The sequence below is a fragment of the Streptomyces sp. 135 genome, assembly GCF_020026305.1.
GTDB lineage: Bacteria > Actinomycetota > Actinomycetes > Streptomycetales > Streptomycetaceae > Streptomyces.
Window position 1 is genome coordinate 7,024,652 of record NZ_CP075691.1, and the last position, 20,116, is coordinate 7,044,767.

Consider the following 20,116-nt stretch of genomic DNA (forward strand, 5'->3'; position numbering starts at 1 on the left):
GGTTCTGTCGTCAAATGTCACGCCCACATCTGCCTCGCCGGGCCCGGTTGCTGACCTGGTCGGCCCGCTCGGGAATCGTGTGCGGGATGCCGCGGCGGCGGAGCCAGGCGCGGATCGCCTTCGAGCTGGAGCCCTTGTCGCCCAGGACGTGATCGGGTCGGGTGCGGGGTCGCCCCGGTCCGATCCGGGGCACCCGGACCGCTTCCATCACGGCGGTGAACCGGGTGCGGTCGTTGATGTTGCCGCCCGTCACGACGAAGGCGAGCGGACGGCCCCTGCCGTCACAGGCCAGGTGAATCTTGCTGGTCAGCCCGCCTCGGGAACGGCCGAGGGCCGGGTCGCGGAGCCCCCTTTTCGAGCTCCGGCCGCGTGCTGGTGGGCCCGGACGACCGTGGAGTCGACGGACACCAGCCACTCGATGCCGCCCGCCGCGTCCGCCGTCGCCTGCGCGGCCCGCAGCATCCTCTCGAACGTCCCGTCCGCCGCCCACCTGCGAAAACGCGTATGCGGCGTGGCCCACGGACCGTAACGCTCGGGCACATCCCGCCAGGCCGTCCCGGTCCGGAACTTCCGCACGATCCCGTTCAGGACCCTCCGGTCGTCCAGCCGCTTCCGCCCGCGCAACGACTTGGGCAGCAAGGGCCGGACGAACTCCCACTCGGCATCGGACAGGTGCGGTTCTTGCTCCAGGTAATCAGGAGGAGCCATGCCAGTCGGCGCTGGCCCACATTCAGGACCTGATTGCTCCGCTGCAGCGCTTGGCGGAGGAGGCCCCCCACCCTGGCGGTGGGCATCGGCGCACGGCACCGTGCCACGCATCGAGTCGCCGGTTCGCTACCTGCTCACGTGTTCCGCGTGTTCCAAGAGCCGTCGGACAGCGGGGCTTTTACCGAAGGGGCGCAGCATGCGTTTCAAATCGAGCAGGGCTTGGCGGACACGCGCCGACTGTGGGTACGGGGCGATGTCCAGCAGTTCGTGGTAGCTGGCACATGCCTCGTCCACGTGGCCCGTTTGCAGGAGGAGGCGGGTGAGTGCCGCCTGGGTGAGAGCACGCGCCCGGTGGGCGTGTGGCGATCTGTGGGCGAGTGATGTGCGGAATGCGGCGGCGGCGGCGGTGCGTTCGCCGAGAGCGACGAGGGTTCTACCCCGCTGGAAGCACCATGCCGCCGGCGTGTAGGTGGAGAAGTCGGCCGGCGTAGATCCACAGGGGGAGGTGGGCGTGGCCGACTCCCGCTGCTGCTGCCACGCTTCGGCTCGATGCAGAGCGGTGCGTGCGGCGGGCTTCTGTCCGGCCAAGGCCAAAGCCACTGCTTGTTGCGATGTGACGAAGGCATGCACCCCTGGAGGGGCACTGGACGGGAGCAACTCACAGGCGTGTTCGGCGAGAGCTAGAGACGCCCCGATGTGGCGCAGCGCACCGGCCTGGTTGCTCATGGCCCGTAATACGGTGGCCTGCGTCGTCGAATCGTTGACTGTGCCAGCCAGCTCGAAGGCCACACGAAAGTACCGTTGCGCAAGACCGTCGTGGGCGTCGTCACTGTGCATCCGGGCCAGTAGGTAGAGCAGGCGTGCCGCATCAGTGACGAGTGAACGCGATTGGGGTCGTGGTATGGCCTTGCGCAGTCCGGTGGGAACATCACTGCCCAGATAGGCAGCGAGGGCCATTCTGGCGTGTGTGCCGCCGATCTCCAGTGCCATGGAGAAGAACGGGATCGCCGTGCCCAGGACCAAGGCCCCTGTATCGACTGGGTACTGAGTCGACGGGACGTCGCGTTCGTACGTGTAGGGCACCGGGACATGACGTTGCGGGGCGGCAGCGATCGCCTGGTAGACCGACCAGTGCAGGCGTGGGCCTTGAAGAGGATCGGTATCCGCCCTGCATAAATGCGTAAGACGGGTGACGGCGTCAGGAGGCCAGTCTTGCTGCTCGGCCGATGACACGTCCGGCGACTCGGCCGCCCAGCCCAGGTCGACGGGGGTTACGAGTCTGCCCAATCGGCGGCCCAATGCCTCGGCGGCCAGGACGCGGACCCGCGGGCGCGGGACCACCCCTCGAAGCCAGTGGGCCACGGAGGTTCGGTCGTACCGCGCCTGAACGCCGTTCTCCGCAGCCACCGAATTGACCGCGCGGGCAAACTGTTGGCCTGTCCAGGCGGCTTCAGCGAGCAGGGCACGCAGGTACTGGTTGGCAGGCTTCTTCACGGTCACGGGTCCTCCACGACAACACGTGTAGGGCGAGTTTCAGTCCTTTACGGCGCGATAGCGGATTACTGATCTGAGCTCGGGCGATGAGGTGTGCGAGGCGTACTGCCCCTCATTTAGTGGTTCCGAGGCTCGCAGGGGCGAATACTCCGGCCAAGCATGCGATCGGGCCAGAGCGGTACAAGTGAGGTACCTGATGCGGCCTCGGCCAACACGGAGTAACCGTTGCGGGCGAGCCTTTCATGTCCCGTCAGCCTTGGGTGTGAGGGGGGCCGCTTGAGGGCCAGGCCGACCCCGGGGGTTGTTGACGATATCGCCGAGTTCCACACCATTGCTGGAGTGGTCTGCGGGGCTGAGGTCACGGAACAATCGGATGAGTCGCCAGCAGGCGAGGGTGGGCCGCTTGGCACAGGGCGACCGTGGTCGAGAGGCTCACCACGAGCACGGGCCCCCAATCCTCGACCGTCGCCGGGCCGGAGACTATCGGCTGCCTCGCCGGTTCTGCCGTGGCGCCACAGCAGAACCGGCGAGGTCCTCTGCGACTTGATGGGCCTCGGAGCCGGCCGGTGCGATCTCCTGGATCCGATCAGCCGTGCGCTGAGTGGCTTCCCGAATCCGCGCCGCGAGCACTACCTTCGCGTCGGCCGCGGTGAACGCTTCGGCCGATGACCGCACCGACGCCGTGCGACGCGCCGGTCACCAAGGCACGAGATCCATCCAGACGGTAGGGAAGTGAAGAGCTCATCAGATCACTCCTGTCGGTCGGTTCGGCGAAATGCCCTCGCGAGGAGCAAATCTGATGGAGACCGTCTCACATCCCGTTCCCATGCTGTTCTGCAGAAGCCCGTACACCTGTTGAGGCTGTTGAATTCCAGGCCTCCGGGCATCGGGCAAGAGGGCACCCGATTTGGCGAGATCTGCTCCCATGTGGTCGGTCACGATTGCACGGAGGTCCGATTGGGCGGAAAAGCATGTTGACTTTTCGTTTACGGCAGGAAACATTGCTGCAATAGCGGAAATGACCAGGCGGCCGACTGTTCGGTCTTCCCGCGAAGGCCCCGCCGATTCATACAGGTCTGCGACGCACGAAGTTGCGAGCGGTTGGAAGATAGAAATGTCAACGCTCTTGCCCTCGACATGATGGGCCACTGCGGTGAGAAAGGAACGCCGTCCAGAAGTGGTGCAAGCGGTTCCCGGCCAAGGAGACTTTTCAGTCAGAACTCTGCTGCGGGCAGTGAGGGAGAACGTGTGTGCCGCGCACAGAGCCCGGTGAAGGGCCACGCAGGCCGCCACCGGGCCGTCTGGAAGCCGTCAGTTTCGGCGAGAATCTGGCGCTGGTGGCAGCCGGATCTCTGGACGTGGCCGCTCGTGCCCGGATTTCCTGTCGGCTCGCCCGGTACATGGCAAGAACCCAGGCGCAAGGCTTCTCCGGGGAGCCGACGAACGGGAGACGACCGTGTTGCTTGCGGCCTGCCCTCACTCCGGCCTTGCCCTCGCCTGCGTCAACGACCCGGTGAGATTCACCGCCAGGGACGACTCGTGCATACGTCGCACGGCTTGGCGGTACACCTCCCTGCCACGCATCCTGAAGTACGCTTCATCTCGGCCGGGTTGAGCACCTTGGAACGGGAGCCGGGACCGCCCGCCGCGATAGCGATCAGAGGACTGCGGGAGCCGTCGCTGCTCTGGTCAGTACGTCTAGGTGTGCTTTCGGGCAGGTTGGTGACGCGGCTGGCGGGTGTGTGGCCTGCGATGCCTGGGTGCGGTCGGTGGTAGTTGTACCAGTCGATCCACTCGGTGAGAGCGGTCTGTCGTTCGGCGTCTGAGGTGTAGGGCCGTCGGTAGGCCCATTCCTCGATCAGGGCGCGGTGGAAGGGGTGGGTCTTGCCGTTGGTCTGCGGCCGCCAGGGCAGGGTCCAGTGAGGGCTGATGCCCAGCTCATGACAGGTCTGGCGCCAGGTGTTCTTGGTGTAAGTCCAGGCGTTGCAGGCGTTGTCGGTCAGAATCCGCTCGACGTGACGGCGCGGCCGGCGAACCAGGCCACGGCTCGGGTGAGGAAGCCCGTGCAGGTAGCGGCGGTTTCGTCGGGAAGGTCTTCGGTGTAGGCCAGGCGGCTGTGGTCGTCCAGGGCGGTATGCAGATAGGCGTATCCCACGCCGTTGCGGCGGTCCTTGTTCGGGCTGTCGGCCGCCCGGCCGAGGACCTTCTGGCGCCGCCGCCGTCCGGGATGCGTCCGAGCTTCTTGGCGGCGTCGATGTGGAGCAGTTCGCCGGGCCGGGAGCTTTCGTAGCGTCGCACGGGTTCACCCGTGGACCGGACCAGGGCTGCCAGGAGTGGCAGGCCGTGGCGATGGAGGCTGCGATGCCGCATCGGACAACGAGTCGCAGGGGTCCGATGCGGTGCGCGGGACGTGTTCTTCGACTGCGGCCGGGGTCTTCCGGGGCTGGTCGGCCGGAGCGGTCACTCATCCCGGCGATGCCAAGCTGCCGGCGCCGGGTGGCCCAGCGGGCCGCGGTGGTGTGGCTGACCTGGAATCGCTCGGCAGCCCGGCGAAGCGGCCAGCCGTCGTCCACGGCACAGCGGGCAGGACAAAGACGTCCGGTCTCGGTCAACGGGGCGTCACGGTGGGGCACGAGGGCCTTCTGGTCTCGGTGCGGATATCGCAATCCACATCGAGCCAGCAGGCCCTCACCCAGTTCAAGCACCCGCCCCGCGTGTCACCAACGTCCCGGGACAACACACCTACGTGCCTCGGGAGCTAATGGCTGTTGAGCACTGCCCAGAAGCTGCACGACGGCCTGCACCCGCGCTGGCCGTTGTCTTCTTGTCCTTGCGCTGAGGCCCCGGGGCCCGGACGCTCGCGATGGCGCCCCTGAGCCTCCGACTCTGGGCCCGCACACTGCACTCGGCGCGAATACCCGTTCATTTCCGCCGTGTTGACCGGCTGCCCGGACAACGTGATCGTCGGCCGCGTCGCAAGACGAAACACCTCAGCCGTCAACAATGGATCGTCCATGCCTTCATGATGGCGGTTCGTGTCCGGAATGAATATTCCTACGACACACACCACTCGAAGGGATGAGGGCAAGTACCGCTCGCCTCGCTGCGACCACGCGTAACAGCAGTGCCTGAACTCCTACCCACACAAACGGGGATCTCAGACCGTGCAGAGCTGTCCACGTGATCAGCCATGAGCGGAGCGGGCGTCTGTTGGTATACACCCGGCGAAAGGGGTTCGCCCCGCTGGTGCGAGCCCTGGCGCCCTCTCGCGCTCAACCGGCTCCGTAAAGACACACAGCATCCAGCCAACCGGCACCCTCCCCATGCGCCGGTGATCGAATGACGACCCACCACAGCCGAGTGAGGGCCGATGCAGGTCACCCTCCCGCAGGTGAGCAGATCCCTCGGGCGCCCAACTGACCATGACATCCCAGACCGACTCTGCGATTCGGCGAACCGCACACTCTCTGCGGCGCTGGCCACCACCTTGCGAGGTTCCTGCGGATTCCTCTCAACACGTGCAACAGGGTGGGCATGGTTTTACAGCGTGGCAGGCCCAAGTCCCGTGCACTCTTCACTTCAGCACACCGATGCCCATGCCCTGTGTCGAACCGGTAAGGGGACTCGCATGCCCACTCGGATCGCGTCCGGTCATCAAAGCCGTGCGGCGAAGGACCGTATGAGTCCAAAGGATCAACTCATGTGGCGCCTGGAGAAGGACCCTCGGGTGTATCCGGTCATCGTGCTACTCGTGTTGCTCGACGGCCCCGTGGATCTTCCCGCTCTGTACGCGTGGCACCGACAGGCTGCGCGTCTCGTGCCCCGGATGGCAGCCAAGGTGATCACCCCACGTAACCCGTTCGCCGCCCCCTACTGGGTCCCGGACGAACTCTCGGCTCCCGAACGGCACATCCGACAGCACACCCTTGACGGCAAAGGCACTGAAGACGATCTCTTCCAACTCATCGAGTCTGTGGCGCCTTTGCCGTTTGTTCCTCACCGGCCTCCGTGGGACGCCTACCTCATCGACGGGCTTCAGGGCGGGCGCACTGCCTACCTCCTCAAGATCTCTCACACCATCGTCGACGGCATGCGACTACGGGACATGTTCCTGCGCCACCCCCTCAGCGACATGACCTCCAGGACGACGGCGTCCGCAGCCGCGACCACTCCGGTAACCGGGCTGGCCCAGGTACGGCGGACGCGTCGTTCCTCCAGGCTGGGGCGCTGGGGCACCCGCTGCCTCTTGGCGGCGGAGATCATCCGGCAGGTGGCGGACTCACCCCGGCTGCCCCGTGGCCACGGAGACGGGGTCGGCCGCCGGTACTGGGGTATGGAAGTGTCGGTCACAGCACTGCGCGCCGCCGCCGGCGCAGGGGGAGGCAACGAACAGGATGCACTCGTCGCGGCCATAGCCGACGGCTGTCACCGCTACCACCAGCACATCGGCGTGGACCGGCCCAGGCTCTACACTCTCGCCCCCTACGCCCGGGCGCCGTTGACCCGGCAGAACCCCGACCCTGTGGGCAATCACTGGTTCGTCATCCGGATGGGGCTGCCCGCCGCAGGCTCCTGGACCGACCGCGTGCGTGCGGCCCGCAATGGAGCGATCCGGGCCTACAATCCCAACTCCTGGGACTGGTTCGGCGCTGGCGCACAGGCGATCCGCCCCATCCCAGGGAGCTGGTTCCCCGTGGTGTTCCACAGGTTCTGCGCCACGTTCGACTTTCTCACCACAAGCATTCCCGGCCCAAAGCGCACAGCAGTGCTCGCAGGGGTGGCCGTCTCGAAGGTATACGGCGTCGCTCCCACGATGGGATGCGGAGTCACCGTGGCAATGGTTACCCACGCCGGGCGCTGCCATCTCACACTGACCATCGATCCCTCGGTCATTCGAGATCCGGATCAGATGGCGCGGTGCATCCGGAAAAGTGTCCTGGACGCAGTCGAAGCCACTACCGCTGAGGCCGGCAAGAGCACCCAAGCTCCTTCACCCCTCCGGTGCCAGGTTCAACCCGCAGAGGCCGGAACGGATGGCCACGGACAGACGGATGAGCATCCAAACACTGACTGACATTCCGCGATCCCGCTCACTCGAAGAAAGGCTGGACATGAGCACTCGACGACGAGGCCGGCGTACACCGGTCACCCGCTTCCTCAACGAAGTACTGGACAGCGCACGGGACTTGACGGACGACGCCCTCGACCGGGCAGGCGACGCAGAACGGGATCTGAGGCGCGGCATCGTCCGACTGGTGAGGGTGGACGGCCGGCGGCGCCGTAGGTCGGACCGTGGACGGGACGCCGATCGTCCGGCGCGCTTCGAACGCGAAGGGGACTACGAGAAGGGCGGTGGCCGGATCATCATCGAGTTCGACGATGACCGGCAGGGGCGCTCCGAGCGCGATCTGCGGTACGACAGGGGCAGCGGAGACCGGAGTGGTCGATACGAGGAGCGTGACGACCGGCAAGTCGTCGCGTCCGACGAAGACCGCGGCTTGAGCACGACCGGCAGTGGTTCCGGCGGCAGGTCCACCGGTGCGGCAGGCGGCAAGTCCGGCAAGTGACCTCTCATGAGCGCCGCCGCTCCTAGGCGACGAGAGCGCTCCCGGGTGGTGGGGAACATCCGTCCGGGAGCGCGCACCGAGAAGGAGTAACGCTGTGACAAGTAGGGTCGCGAAAGTCGAGTGGTGTGTTGCTGGGCAAGCGTGCGGCCGGATGTCATGAGCAGTGGACGACTGCGGCTGCTCACCCGGGTCGTCGGCGATCTGTTGAAGCGTGAGGTCAGCGAACGAAGGGCCTCGGCCGACGGACAGGAGGTCGTCCAGCGACGTGCAGTCGCGGTGAGGGAGGCGTTCGAGCGACTGGGCCCCCTTTACATGAAGGTCGGCCAGATCCTGTCGACGCGGCCGGACATCGTCCCCCCGGCGATTGCCAAAGAGCTGGAGAAGCTGCACGACCGGGCGGACGTCCTGCCGTTCTCGGTCATGGAACCCGTTCTGGCGGCAGACCTGGGTCCGGCGTGGCGCAGTCACTTCGCCTACCTGAATGTGGCCAGTCCCTTGGGAGCGGCCTCCCTGGCCCAGGTGTATGGGGGGCGGCTGCACAACGGGGAGAACGTGGTCGTCAAAGTGCAGCGTCCCGGGATCCAGTCAGTGATGAACGCCGACATGCGACTGCTGCGCCGGGCGAGCAGGCACGTCGCGCGCTGCACACCCCGCTTCAACGCGACGGTGGATCTCCCTGCCATGCTAGCCGTGGTATTCGATGCCATTCGTCCGGAACTCGATTTCCGCTCGGAAGCCCGGAACATGGATACAGCTCGGCGGCACGTGCATGAGTTCGAGAGTCTCACCGTCCCCGAGGTGCTGCATGCCACCGAGCGGGTCATGGTCCAGAGCCTCGCACCTGGGGTGAACATCCGCGACGCTGATCGCGCGGACTTCAAGGACGGTGACCGTGAGGCGATCGGGCGGGACCTCCTAGGGTTCATGCTGCGGGGATATTTCGAGAATCGCTTTTTCCACGCGGACCCCCACCCTGGCAACATCCTCGTTGACCCAGAATATGGTGCGGCGGTCATTGACTGGGGCTCAGTCGGCAAGATCGACCGCCGGACGAGTATGCATTTGATGCTGGTCCTGCTGGGTGTTTCGCAGAACGACGGACAGAGTGCCGCTCGCGCGTGGGCAGCCATGGGAAAGGCCACTCCATGGGCCGACCTTCCTGGTTTCCACTCCGATATCAGTCTGCTGACGCCACATGTGTTCACGGCGACCATGGAGGAACTGAACTTCGGCACGTTGTTTGCCACTGTGCTGCAGCACAGTACGAAGCGGGGGATCGCGACCAGTCCGCTTGTATCGGTGCTCGGGAAATCCTTCGCCAATATTGACGGCGCGGTGCGTTACTTTACGCCGGAAATATCCGTGATCGACGTGTTCATCGAAGTCCTCGACCGCATCGTGCACTCCCTGGTCAAGGAGTCCGTCTCGGAGGTACAGCTCACGCGTACCCTCCTTGAGGGCCTTAGCGCCGCCAGTGCTGCGCCCGGCCAGCTACAGGACATCGTCCGCGATCTCGCCAACCGCGATGTGACGTACCGAACCTTTACACATTACGGCGAAGCAGGGGTAAGCGGCCGTCGAACGAGGCAGTTGACGCCATTGGCCATCATCTACCTGTTGTGGCGCACACGGAGGACGAGGTGACCGGCCACGATGACGTCGTGCAGGCATTGATGCCGCACAGCGGAATTCACGTTCAGGAGCTCGCCGACGAGACCGCAGGTCAGCGGCATCAGCGGTACCAGTCTCAACGCGAAGGGGTCAGGATGCTCGGCCTGGTGCCGCCGGCTTACCGGTCCTTGATACTCGACTCCACCCCTCGTACCCCCGCACAGCGCTGGCTCATCGCCCGCACGCGACAATTGCCCGCGCCGAGTACCGCACTGATACCGCATGCGGAGGCGACACTGCTGACGCTACTCGCAGCCTCATGTCGTGCCTGTCGCATCGTGGAAGTGGGAAGGTTCACCGGTTATACGACCCTCGCGCTTGCCATGGGGGCTTGCCCTGGCGGCCGACTGGTCAGTTGGGAAGAAGCTCCCAACGACGAGTGGGTGCTCATTGCCAGAGAAGCCTCGGAAATGGCAGGTATCAGTGATCGCATCGACTTCCGTAACGGACGCCCTGCAAACACTGGTTGCCGGGGATTGCGCAGCTCCCTTCCGGAGCGCGGTCTCACTGCCGAGGTGGAACAGCAGTTGGACCTGGCAGTCATTGATGCCGAGCGGGTCAATCACCGTAGCTACTGGGATCTGCTCGTGCCCCGTATGCGGTCCGGCGGCATTGTTGTCGTACGTCTCACGCATTCACCCCACGTCGGTAAGGGGCAGGAGATCGCCCGAAACGTGTTGCTGCATATGCGGAGTGACAGCCGGATGCAGCCCGTGGATCTGCCATACGCGAAGGGGCTGGCCATAGCGCGACGGTCGGACTACGTCGAAACGCTCTGATGTGATTCAGGAGACGATGATGTTTCTACGCGGACGCGGCCTGACTTTCTGGGCCCTCCTCCTCGTCTTCTTGTTCCTGCTCGCCACCCGCCCGGTAGACACGGCAGATGCCGTTACCGATTCACTGGCGGCGATCGTGCGTTTCCTGCACGCCGTTGGGCGCTTCTTCGACAGCTTGCGGGCTTGATCTGCCGCTCCCGCGGGCTTCGTCCCCTCGTTCTCATCCTCCGGAAGGGAGTGCAATGGCACTCGGTAAGGTCCTCATCGCGCTCGCGGTCGCCGTCACCGGCCTGATCACGGCGTTGACCTATTCGCTCCGGCACCCGCCGACGCCCGGTGTCGCTGTGGACATCACCGTACCGAGTGCGGTAACCCCGTCCACCACGCCGCCGCCGCCGCGTTCCTCCCCCCGCCCCCTCCCGAGCTCGGCCCCACCTGCCACTGCCACCCTCGTGGTTACCCCTCCTGCGTCCTCGCCCACGGCCTCCATTCCGCCTCCGCCTCCTGCCGCACCCTCCGATCGCCCCTCTGCCTCCTCCTGCGTCAGCCTCTCCGCGACAGCACCTCCACCACATGAACCCACGCAGTCACACTCATTCTCAGATCTGATTTCCCCTACGGCCGAAGCGGGCTCTCCTAGCACGCGGCCCAGCAGCGCAACTCCCGTCCCCGTTGCGACCTTGCCGCCCCCGTGTCCCACCGGGACGGCGACCTCCTCCTCGCCACAGCGACCAACGCCATCGAGTACGGCCGATCCGCTGCTCAACCGATGTGACAGCGATGCCGGCTCCCTCACCCGAACAGTGCGCCCACATGTTTCTCCGACGTCTCCACCCTGCGACTCACCACATGCCTCCCCCTACACGAATCGGCATCCCCGCCCATGAGGACGTCATGAGCAAGCCTCAAGCCCGTATCACTCCTGGACGACTGCGCTTCGGCATCGCGGGACGCATTATGCGCCACCTGCCCTCGTATCCCCGGCGCCATCTGCTGGGCCTCGCACCCCGTCACTTCGGAGCCCGGGTGTCATTCGGGGACCTGCTGCGGTTCGTGGAGGCCGGTGGTCCCGCCACGTCCTTCGTGCTGGACACCTCAGACACCGCAGGGGTGTTACGCAGATTCCCGGCGCTGGCCGACGTCACCGTCCGCAAGGTGTGCCTCGGACCAGAGCAACCACCCGCCCGCCTGTACACCCGTCCAGGTGTCCCGCCCCGCGGCGCACTGGTATGGACGCACGGCGGAGCGTTCGTCAGCGGCACATTGGACGCCAATGAGGCCAACTGGGTGGCTCGGACCCTGGCCGCCCGTGGCCACCCGGTACTCACCGTGGGGTACCGCAAGGCCATCGGCGGGGTGCGCTACCCCCTTCCCGGCAACGACGTGATGGTCGGCTGGCGATGGGCCGTTGCGAACGCCCACGACGTCTTCGGTGTGCCGTCCTGGCGCCTTCACCTGGGTGGCGCGAGCGTTGGTGGCACTCTCGTCGCCTCCGTCGTGCGCCGCCTTCTGGACGACGGCCTGCCTCACCCCGCCTCGGTACTCCTCGCCTACCCTCTACTGCACAGCAGGCTTTTCCCCTGGGACCCTGCCGAACTTGCCGTCGTACGGCGCACCGCGGGCGACCTCTATCTCTCCCCCGACGTCATCGCCGACGCCTGCCTCCACTACGCCGGCCCCGACCACCTGACAGAGCCCCAGGCCTTTCCCGGTGAGGCGCCTGTCCACAAGAACCATCCACCAACCCTCGTATTGACTTGCGAGCACGATTCCCTGCGCACCTCCGGTGAGCTCTTCGTCACGCGACTACGGGCCGCAGGTGTGACCACCGCCCACTACCGGATCCCTGACGCCCGGCACGCCTGTCTCGCCCGGCCGGCCACTCCGCAGGCGGAACAGGCCGTTCAACAACTGGACTCCTGGTTGGACCGGGTGTGACTGCTCGCCCTCACGTCGTCTGCCGCAACCCGGCCCACCCCGGGCGTCCATGCGTTCCTTCGCGCGATCGATGACTTCACCAATCCAGCAGGTGGAAGGACCCCACAACTCATGTCGTCCAACGACAGCCCCTACGAGGAATACCTCAATCTGGCGGAACTTCTCTCACTCCAGCGCCCTCTCACCCCCCGGACCGATACGTCGATCTGGGCGGCCGAGCACTTCTTCATCGTCATTCATCAGTCGTGCGAACTCCTGCTGCACCAGGCAATCCTCGATCTCACGTCGATCGACCAATACCTGCGCCACACCCCTCTGCACTGTGTCGAGCAGGTGGAAGCCTGTCTCAGCCGGGTCGAAGCGCTTGTCAGGCTGCTCCATCACCACCTCGACCTGTTCGACCATTTGCCGCCACAGGTGTTCGCCGCCTTCCGTACCCGTCTCAAGGGCGCTAGCGGCGCACAATCAAGCCAGTTCGCGGAGCTCTTCTCCCGTACCGGAACCGGACCGCACGCAGGTGACGTCGGCGGCAACCTCGCTGAGAACCGGGCACTGGTGGACTCACCTCGGCTGAACTACGCGCTCCACGCCTTACAGAAAGCCGTGCACGAGTGGCAGGAACACCATGTATCGGTGGTCAGGACCATGATCGGCGGGCAGCGCGGGACCGGCGGCACCAGCGGAGCCCGCTACCTGAGTTCCCGCGTCACGTCGCTGGGCCATGAGACGCTCCGCGGCCTACCCGAGCCCTACCGTCATGAGTGACACGGGCGCGCCGACGGTGGTGGCGGCGACCACGGCAGCGGGTACGGGGAGCAGTTGCCTCGCCGTCGAGCAGGTACACCGGAGTGCCGAGGCCCATGCCCAGCGGGAGTTGCACGACTTCACCCAGGTGGATGTCGCCGCGGCGGTCGCGGAAGCGGAGCACATCGACGGCAGGGCCCACGAACGGCTCCTACCGTTACGGGGCGTGGTGTTGGCGGTCAAGGACAATATCGATGTGATGGGCTTCGCCACGACAGCGGGCACGGAGGCTTTACGCGGGCACCGCCCGCGGGCTGACGCACCGGTGGTGGGGGCGTTACGTGCGGCCGGCGCGGTGGTGCTGGGCAAGAGCAATATGCACGAACTCGCCTACGGGGTAACCAGTGACAACGCCGTTTTCGGGCGGGTGAGCAACCCGTTGGCGCCGGATCACCTCGCAGGTGGCAGCAGCGGGGGCTCGGCGGCCGCGGTCGCGGCGGGCGTCGTGTCGGCGGCGCTCGGCACGGAGACCGGGTGCTCGGTGCGGTTGCCTGCCGCGTTCTGCGGTCTGGTGGGGTTCCGTCCGACGGTAGGCGGATACCCGGTCGCAGGCGTGGTGCCGGTCTCCTGGACGCGGGACACGGTTGGACTACTGGCCCACAGTGTTGCTGATGTTCGGATCCTGGATGCCGTCCTCCGCCCGGACTCATCGACCTCGGTCGGTGTGTGTCAGGCCTTGCGAGGATTACGACTAGCCGCCCCGCACCGGCCTTTTCAGAACGGCATGTCGAGTTTTCTGCGTGCTGCGTTCCAGTCCCGGCTCACTGTGTTGCGGCGCGCCGGGGTGGAAATAGTGGAACGAGAGCTGCCCGTGGAAGTGGACGAAGCGATGTCGGCGTGCGGGCTCCCCATAGCTCTGTACGAGACACCTCCCGCCATCGACGGGTACTTAGCTCACCACGGGCTCAGTTACCGCTTCGCCGACGTCGCCGCGCACATCGCCAGCCCGGATGTCGCCGGTTTGTTGCGTCCCTTGGCAGCCGTCAGGATGAGAGATGAACAGTACGAACGTGCGCTCGTGGACCGCGCACGTCTGAGCCGAGCACTGCGCGACTTCCTGACGTACTGCAGAGTGAGCGGGCTCATCGTGCCCACAGCCCCCGTCACGGCCCCTCGGCTCTTGGCCGGTGACCGCATCGCTGTCGGAGAGCGGCGTGTCCCCGCCTTTCCGCTTCTGGTCCGCAACACCGACGCGTCAAGCATCCTCGGATGGCCCGCCATCACTGTGCCGGCCACCCAGGATGAAGAGGGGCTTCCGTTCGGGATCGACCTTCAGTTTCCGTCCGGAAGCGACAACGCTCTGCTCGCCGTCGCTCAGGCCTGTGAGCTGTTGTGGCGGGAAGACCGGTGAACGACACAAGGACGTGCACCGCATTCGACACGGGGAGGAGAAGGGCGTTATGCGTGACGTGAAGGACCTTGTAGGAGACGAAGGGCTCCCCAACCCCTACGACGACGCGGGAATCTTGCGGCGTTATAGGGAAGCCGGTGGTGACCTCTCGGAGGTGATCTATCTCAGCCTTGGTGAAACCTGGTGCCGGGCCGCGCCCGGACTACGCAACGCACTCGCGGCGAGCCTTCCCCCGCACTGCCATGGTTACAGCCTCAGTCCCTACGGCTTCCCGGCGCTCCACAGTGTGCTGCGCACCTACATCACCGACACGCACCAACTTGAAACGGTCGCCGAGCTGGGAACGGATTACGAAGTGGCCGTCTCCCAGTGCAGCACCCGAAACACGATGTTCCACTTCGGCCGCCTCCTGGTGGAGGAGAGCCAAGAAGCCAACGCGGGCAAGCGCATCGTCATCGCCTCGACTCCGGGTTGGGACTATACGGGCGTCTACACAGCGCTCGGCTTCGAGATGCGCTACTTCAACGTGACCTCCCATACGTCTTACCAGCCCGATCACGAGGAGATCCACGGCCTCCTACGGAAGGCTCGAGGAGACACCGATGGACCCGTATTGCTGGTCGTCAACGCCCAGCACAACCCGACTGGCGCCAACTGGTATCCGAGCACCGTACGCGCGATGATTCGCAGCGCCGTCGCCACCGGAGCGTGCATCCTCGTAGACGACGCTTACTACGCCGTGCACAACCCCGACACCACGCCGACCAACACCTTGCGCATCCTTCTGGAAGAGCTGAACCCTCTGCCGCTGGAACACCGACCGAGGTGGCTGGCGGTGCGGTCGCTGGGCAAACAATTCCACTGCAATGGCTGGGGAATCGGTGCCTTGACCGCAGGATCCGAGACCGTGGAACGTCTCGTCACGCACCTGCTACCGCAGTACACCTATGTGTCTGCCATACCCTTGCAAGCAGCCATGGCCGCCTGGCTCTGCGACGTCTCCAGCGAGACATATCTGGCCCGGCAGCGTGCGGAATACGCTGCCAAGCGCCTCCACGTCACGCGGCGCCTCACTCATGACCTCGGCTATCCCCAGAGCGCCTTTTTCCCGGGGGAGTGTGCCGCCTACCTTCTCATGCGCATCCCACCCTGGTGCGCCCGAGGTCCGCACGGGGAGCCGAGGGACTTTCGGGTTCATTGCCTCGCACGTACGGGGGTTCTGCTCGGGGAAGCGCACATGACTACCCCAGGACGCCTTCCGAACGACTCTCGAGGGTACGTCCGGCTGTACCTCGGGACCGCACCGGAAGTTCTCGACGAGGCCCTTGTCCGGATACGGGAGGCGGGCCTGACTTGGAACCAGCCCTCGGTCGCTGGTCTCTCTGCTGCGAAGACGATGGAGGAGTGATGCACCACGACGAGGCGTCCCGTATGGAGAGAGGGCGGGCCATGATGCGCAGGATATCCCCACAGGTCGGTGATTCGCTCGTTGATGAACTGCGTCTTGTGGCACCCGACTTCGAGGAGCTGCTCGTGGGTTTCGCCTTCGCCGATGTCTGGGACCGCTCCACCCTGCCCCTGCGAGATCGCGCACTTGTCCGCCTGGGCGCCCTGACTGCCCTGGGCGCTCCTGCTACCGCCATGAGGGCAAATATCGACTCGGCACTCCATATAGGCCTGTCAGTCAACGAGATAGCCGAGGCGTTCCTTCAAATGCTCCCCTATGCCGGGTTTCCGCACGTGATCACCAGCCTGCAGATCCTCGCCTCAATGCGACAGGCTGATCTCCACCATCAGCGCCCAGAGTGATGCGGTGCGGGCGGATCACCTGCCAGGTCTACTGAACCTTACGCCATATCTTCCATAGTCAGTTTGAGGAACCACTTGTAGCAGCAGGGGGCGGATACCAGCCCGAGAAAGGCCAGGTGGTTGCCTGTTCTCCGCTGGTAGTGGTGGTTGGGACGGTGGTAGCGAATGAGTCACGACATGGGGCATGCAATGACCCACCTGCCTCGACCGCCCGCCCCGTAGGAACAGTCCGTTCGCGTCGAACAGCAAGTTCAGCAGCACGGCATCACAAGATCAGCGACAGAGCCCGTTCACGCGTATGCCGACAGCGTCGACATGGTTTCCCCCACGCAGGCCGGTCTTTCCCCTCGGCCCCCGGCGAACTACCTCCTCCGTGTCCTTTGCCTTCAAACTCAGGCGTTTGAAAACGACCCAGCCACCTCAGCCGAAGCGGGCGCCGTTAACCCACACTCGTGGGCGTTCCTCGGCAGCTCAGCGGAGTGAGCCGAGCGTCAGGCCGCTCATGCTCTGCCTTCATTTCGCCGAGCTCGATCGAGTCAGGCCCGCATATCGGTGTGCAACTGCGGCGGGAAGCAAGTACTCGGCCAACAGATTGCCGGCACGGCGGGATGGCAACCCCATGTCATGCAGGAGTTCATCCGCGCAGTGGATGTTGTAGGGGCCGAAGTCGTAGCCGCCGGAGCCCGGCAGTACCTGCTCCTGCCAGGCCAGGCGAGTGTCGATGGCTTTCAGCATCTCCTGCTCACCCGGGGTGTCGCGCAGGGTCGACCGGAAATGGCTGGTCAGCCAGTGCGCGGTGAGTTCCACGCCCATAATGTTGTTGAAGACCTGCCGGAAACCGACGAGCCCCAGGCGGTCGGCGCCGGGTGGCACAATACCTCGGTAGAGGCGCAGCCGCCCGTCGTCATCGTGCAGGCGCACGCTCGAGTCCAGGAACGGGAAGACTTTGTGGTGCCCCGTGGCGAACACGATGACATCGGCCGTCACTTCCTCGCCGGTCGCCAGTCGCAGGCCCTTCTCGGTATACGCCTCGACGGCACTGACTTTGGGGGCGATCAGACCGCGGCGGACGGCCCGCACGTAGCCGCGCGGCATCACTCCCGCGTGGACCAGGTGGAAGGGGAGTGCGGGAGCGGGCCTCAGCTGCCTTGGCAGCCGGTACAGCCCGGTGGAAAGCAGTACGTCGCGGGTGATGAGCCACCACAGAGCCCGCTTGACCCGCTCGTCGATGCGGTCGATGGGGCGGACGCAGGCCGGATCGTGGTAGCGGGGCAGGAGCGCCTCACCGAGCCGGGTGAACAGGATCCACTTGTAGTTGACCAGACCCAACAAGAACCGCTCGGGAATCATCCAGTTCACCTTGCGCTGCACGATCGTGGCCGAGGCCGCCTCGTGTGCGGCGCGGGTGATCAAGTCCAATGCGGACTTGCCGCCGCCCACGACGACCACGCGCCGGTCCGTGAATGTCCCGGCTCTCACCTCGTTGGAGTGCAGCACGGTCCCGCGGAACGACTCACGCCCAGGCAGCTCGGGCAGTCGGGCATGGTGATGGGCTCCACTGGCGACAACGACATAGTCGAATGTCTCGCGATGAACGTCCGCCGCCTTGTCCCCGGTCGGCCTGGAGTCGACCGACCAGCCGGAGACGCCCGCCCGCCCGGGTCCCTCCACCGGCCGGATGGCGATCACCTCGGTACCGGGCCGAACGCGGTCCAGCACACCGAAGGTCTCCGCGTACTTCTCCAGGTAGCGTTGTGTGTCCACCGCGCTGGCGAAGCGCAAACGGTTGGGCAGGTCCGCGAACTCGAAGATGCGGAGCGCGGACTGGTTGGCCAGCCCGTCGTAACAGCCCTCTGATGACCAGATCCCACCCACCTGCTGGTACTTGTCGAAGACTGTGACGTCGAAGTCGTTCTCCAGCAGGACCTTGGCGGTAACGATTCCCCCGGGGCCGGCCCCGACCACACACGCTCTCATCAGCTGTCACTCCCCAAGGGCGATCGCCGCGTCCCGCCCGGTCATCATCCCAGTTGCGGACCCTCCTGCCCAGGCGCCTTCCGGCCCCTGCCACACCGCACTGGATGGACACCCGCCCATCACCCGCGTCAACAACGCTGCGGGTCGATACACCCAGGCCGTGTCTTCAAATGATCACGGCTGGTGGATCATGGTGTCGTGATACGTCGCCATGAACTGTCCGATGCCGAGTGGGAGTTCGTCCGGCCGCTGCTGCCCGTGTCGTTGCGGGGGCGGAAGCGGCTGGACGACCGGAGGGTCCTGAACGGGATCGTGTGGAAGTTCCGGACCGGGACGGCCTGGCGGGATGTGCCCGAGCGTTACGGTCCGTGGGCCACGCCGCATACGCGTTTTCGCAGGTGGGCGGCGGACGGGACGTTCGAGAGGATGCTGCGGGCCGCGCAGGCGAAGGCGGACGCGGCGGGCGGCATCGAGTGGCTGGTGTCGGTCGATTCCACGGTCGTCCGGGCCCACCAGCATGCGGCCGGAGCTCGAAAAGGGGGCTCCGCGACCCGGCCCTCGGCCGTTCCAGAGGCGGGCTGACCAGCAAGATTCACCTGGCCTGTGACGGCAGGGGCCGTCCGCTCGGCTTCGTCGTCACCGGTGGCAACATCAACGACTGCACCCGGTTCACCGCCGTGATGGAAGCGGTCCGGGTGCCCCGGATCGGACCGGGGCGGCCCCGCACCCGGCCCGATCACGTCCTGGGCGACAAGGGCTACAGCTCGAAGGCAATCCGCGCCTGGCTCCGCCGCCGCGGCATCCCGCACACGATTCCCGAGCGGGCCGACCAGGTCGGCAACCGGGCCCGGCGAGGCAGCCGCGGTGGCCGCCCGCCAGCCTTCGATCGCGGGGTCTACAGACACCGCAACGTGGTGGAACGGTGCTTCAACCGCCTCAAGCAGTGGCGCGGCATCGCTACCCGCTACGACAAGACCACCCAGTCCTACGAAGCAGCCGTCACCCTCGCCTCACTCCTGATGTGGGCGTGACATTTGACGACAGAACCTAGCGGCTTCCGCACAGCTTCGCGGAGCCGACCGCGCCGCCCGTGTTCTCGTCGTCCGTGCCGAGAAGGGCGGTGCGGGAGTTCGGCACGCACTCCACGGCCTCGATCTTGCGTCCCTCGAACTTCCGAAGCAGGGCAGGGGACTTGCTGACGCTCAGGCGGACCTTGCCGGTGCGGGTGACGGAGACCGTGCCCGCGTCGCTGACCGCCGAGTCGAACGGCCCGTCGTCGCCCGGGTCCGACGCCGAGCCGATCAGGAGGCGGCCCGATGCCGTGATCGAGATGTCCGAGGCGTGCCGGACCGGTCCGGCCGGGTAGGGCGCGCGGTAGCGGGCGGCGGTGGTGACCGGGCCGAAGTCGGCGTTGCCGTGCTTGTCGAAGGTGAAGGGGGCGGCGCGCAGCGTCGAGGGGCGGTCCTTGCCCGCGCCCCGGTCGGCCCAGACGGCGGCCGTCTTGCCGTGCTTCGAGGTCAGCGCGAAGCTCTCGTAGTCGTCGCCGTCGGCGATCCCCGGGAGAGGAGAGGTGTCCAGGACCTCGACCCGGGTGCCGGTCACCTTGAGGTGGTACACGAGGCCGCGGCTGGCGAGGGCCACGTACTCGCCGGGGGTGCCCGGCACGGCCTCGATGGCCTCCAGGTCGATGGGCTCGCTGCCGCCCGCCCAGGTCAGCGGCTCGACGGCGGCGGAACGGCCCGGGCGGTAGGTGAGCGCGGCGACGCGGTTCTGGCCGGGCTTCTTGTTGTCGCGTACGACCAGCGCGTGCGTGGTGCCGTGCGTACGGGAGGTGAACGCCAGGCCGCTGACGCCGGAGGTGATGTCGGCGCCCACCTGTCGCCAGCCGCCGTCGGCGGTGGGGGCCACGGCGGGGGCCGTGGCGGCGCCCGCCGTGACGAGTGCGGCGGTGGCGGCGGTCAGCACGGTCATGCGAAAGAACATGGATCTCTCATCTCGGTGCGCGTCCACGCGTGTGG

The 20,116-nt window shown here is 66.1% G+C and carries 13 protein-coding genes and 3 pseudogenes; 11 read left to right on the plus strand and 5 right to left on the minus strand.

What is annotated here, in order from left to right; all coding sequences use genetic code 11:
- Positions 1-22: 22 nt before the first annotated feature.
- From KKZ08_RS31560 to KKZ08_RS31570, 3 genes and pseudogenes are all read right to left on the minus strand, one after another.
- Positions 23-708: pseudogene (locus KKZ08_RS31560) on the minus strand (IS5 family transposase); the annotation flags it as partial.
- Positions 709-834: 126 nt separating this feature from the next.
- Positions 835-2,208, minus strand: coding sequence for a hypothetical protein (locus KKZ08_RS31565; protein ID WP_223777665.1), 1,374 nt, complete (start codon positions 2,206-2,208; stop codon positions 835-837).
- A gap of 1,709 nt (positions 2,209-3,917) precedes the next feature.
- A pseudogene (locus KKZ08_RS31570) lies at positions 3,918-4,835 on the minus strand (IS481 family transposase); the annotation flags it as partial.
- 1,046 nt (positions 4,836-5,881) lie between these two features.
- On the opposite strand from KKZ08_RS31570, the gene KKZ08_RS31575 reads away from it, so the two are divergent.
- The 10 genes from KKZ08_RS31575 (at position 5,882) to KKZ08_RS31620 (ending at position 16,121) form a co-directional block, all read left to right on the plus strand.
- Positions 5,882-7,276: a wax ester/triacylglycerol synthase domain-containing protein gene (locus KKZ08_RS31575; protein WP_223779268.1), complete on the plus strand. Its 1,395-nt coding sequence runs from the start codon at positions 5,882-5,884 to the stop codon at positions 7,274-7,276.
- A 37-nt stretch (positions 7,277-7,313) separates the two neighbouring features.
- On the plus strand, positions 7,314-7,769 hold the full coding sequence (locus KKZ08_RS31580; RefSeq protein WP_223777666.1) for a hypothetical protein: 456 nt from the start codon (positions 7,314-7,316) through the stop codon (positions 7,767-7,769).
- Positions 7,770-7,925: 156 nt separating this feature from the next.
- Positions 7,926-9,413, plus strand: a complete 1,488-nt coding sequence (locus KKZ08_RS31585) for an AarF/UbiB family protein (RefSeq protein WP_223777667.1) — start codon at positions 7,926-7,928, stop codon at positions 9,411-9,413.
- Positions 9,410-10,219 carry a class I SAM-dependent methyltransferase gene (locus tag KKZ08_RS31590; RefSeq protein WP_223777668.1) on the plus strand — a complete coding sequence of 270 codons (810 nt, stop codon included), beginning with the start codon at positions 9,410-9,412 and terminating at the stop codon, positions 10,217-10,219. The genes KKZ08_RS31585 and KKZ08_RS31590 overlap by 4 nt, the downstream gene beginning before the upstream one ends.
- A 1-nt stretch (position 10,220) precedes the next feature.
- Positions 10,221-10,406 (plus strand): hypothetical protein, encoded by a 186-nt coding sequence (locus KKZ08_RS31595; protein WP_223777669.1) that lies wholly within the window; start codon positions 10,221-10,223, stop codon positions 10,404-10,406.
- A 707-nt stretch (positions 10,407-11,113) separates the two neighbouring features.
- Positions 11,114-12,157 (plus strand): alpha/beta hydrolase, encoded by a 1,044-nt coding sequence (locus KKZ08_RS31600; protein WP_223777670.1) that lies wholly within the window; start codon positions 11,114-11,116, stop codon positions 12,155-12,157.
- A 111-nt stretch (positions 12,158-12,268) separates the two neighbouring features.
- The gene (locus tag KKZ08_RS31605; RefSeq protein ID WP_223777671.1) at positions 12,269-12,922 is read left to right on the plus strand and encodes a tryptophan 2,3-dioxygenase family protein; all 654 of its coding nucleotides are present in this window, start codon (positions 12,269-12,271) and stop codon (positions 12,920-12,922) included.
- Entirely contained in the window at positions 12,915-14,312 is a 1,398-nt protein-coding gene (locus KKZ08_RS31610; RefSeq protein ID WP_223777672.1) for an amidase family protein, read from the plus strand. The genes KKZ08_RS31605 and KKZ08_RS31610 overlap by 8 nt, the downstream gene beginning before the upstream one ends.
- Positions 14,313-14,361: 49 nt before the next feature.
- Positions 14,362-15,720 carry a pyridoxal phosphate-dependent aminotransferase gene (locus tag KKZ08_RS31615; RefSeq protein ID WP_223777673.1) on the plus strand — a complete coding sequence of 453 codons (1,359 nt, stop codon included), beginning with the start codon at positions 14,362-14,364 and terminating at the stop codon, positions 15,718-15,720.
- Complete coding sequence (locus KKZ08_RS31620; RefSeq protein WP_223777674.1) at positions 15,720-16,121, plus strand: carboxymuconolactone decarboxylase family protein; 402 nt, start codon at positions 15,720-15,722, stop codon at positions 16,119-16,121. Before KKZ08_RS31615 ends, KKZ08_RS31620 begins: the two co-directional genes overlap by 1 nt.
- Before the next feature lie 513 nt (positions 16,122-16,634).
- On the opposite strand, the gene KKZ08_RS31625 is transcribed toward KKZ08_RS31620, so the two are convergent.
- Positions 16,635-18,086, minus strand: coding sequence for an NAD(P)/FAD-dependent oxidoreductase (locus KKZ08_RS31625; RefSeq protein WP_263303371.1), 1,452 nt, complete (start codon positions 18,084-18,086; stop codon positions 16,635-16,637).
- Between the two features lie 213 nt (positions 18,087-18,299).
- Between KKZ08_RS31625 and KKZ08_RS31630 the strand changes: the two are divergent.
- Positions 18,300-19,129: pseudogene (locus KKZ08_RS31630) on the plus strand (IS5 family transposase).
- Between the two features lie 16 nt (positions 19,130-19,145).
- Here KKZ08_RS31630 and KKZ08_RS31635 read toward each other — a convergent pair.
- On the minus strand, positions 19,146-20,069 hold the full coding sequence (locus KKZ08_RS31635) for a hypothetical protein (protein WP_223777676.1): 924 nt from the start codon (positions 20,067-20,069) through the stop codon (positions 19,146-19,148).
- Between the last annotated feature and the right edge of the window lie 47 nt (positions 20,070-20,116).

Coding starts and splice junctions, on each gene's coding strand:
- KKZ08_RS31575 (WP_223779268.1), top strand. CDS start 5,882: ATGAGTCCAAAGGATCAACTCATGTGGCGCCTGGAGAAGGACCCTCGG.
- KKZ08_RS31580 (WP_223777666.1), top strand. CDS start 7,314: ATGAGCACTCGACGACGAGGCCGGCGTACACCGGTCACCCGCTTCCTC.
- KKZ08_RS31585 (WP_223777667.1), top strand. CDS start 7,926: ATGAGCAGTGGACGACTGCGGCTGCTCACCCGGGTCGTCGGCGATCTG.
- KKZ08_RS31600 (WP_223777670.1), top strand. CDS start 11,114: ATGAGCAAGCCTCAAGCCCGTATCACTCCTGGACGACTGCGCTTCGGC.
- KKZ08_RS31605 (WP_223777671.1), top strand. CDS start 12,269: ATGTCGTCCAACGACAGCCCCTACGAGGAATACCTCAATCTGGCGGAA.
- KKZ08_RS31610 (WP_223777672.1), top strand. CDS start 12,915: ATGAGTGACACGGGCGCGCCGACGGTGGTGGCGGCGACCACGGCAGCG.
- KKZ08_RS31615 (WP_223777673.1), top strand. CDS start 14,362: ATGCGTGACGTGAAGGACCTTGTAGGAGACGAAGGGCTCCCCAACCCC.
- KKZ08_RS31620 (WP_223777674.1), top strand. CDS start 15,720: ATGCACCACGACGAGGCGTCCCGTATGGAGAGAGGGCGGGCCATGATG.
- KKZ08_RS31635 (WP_223777676.1), bottom strand. CDS start 20,069: ATGACCGTGCTGACCGCCGCCACCGCCGCACTCGTCACGGCGGGCGCC.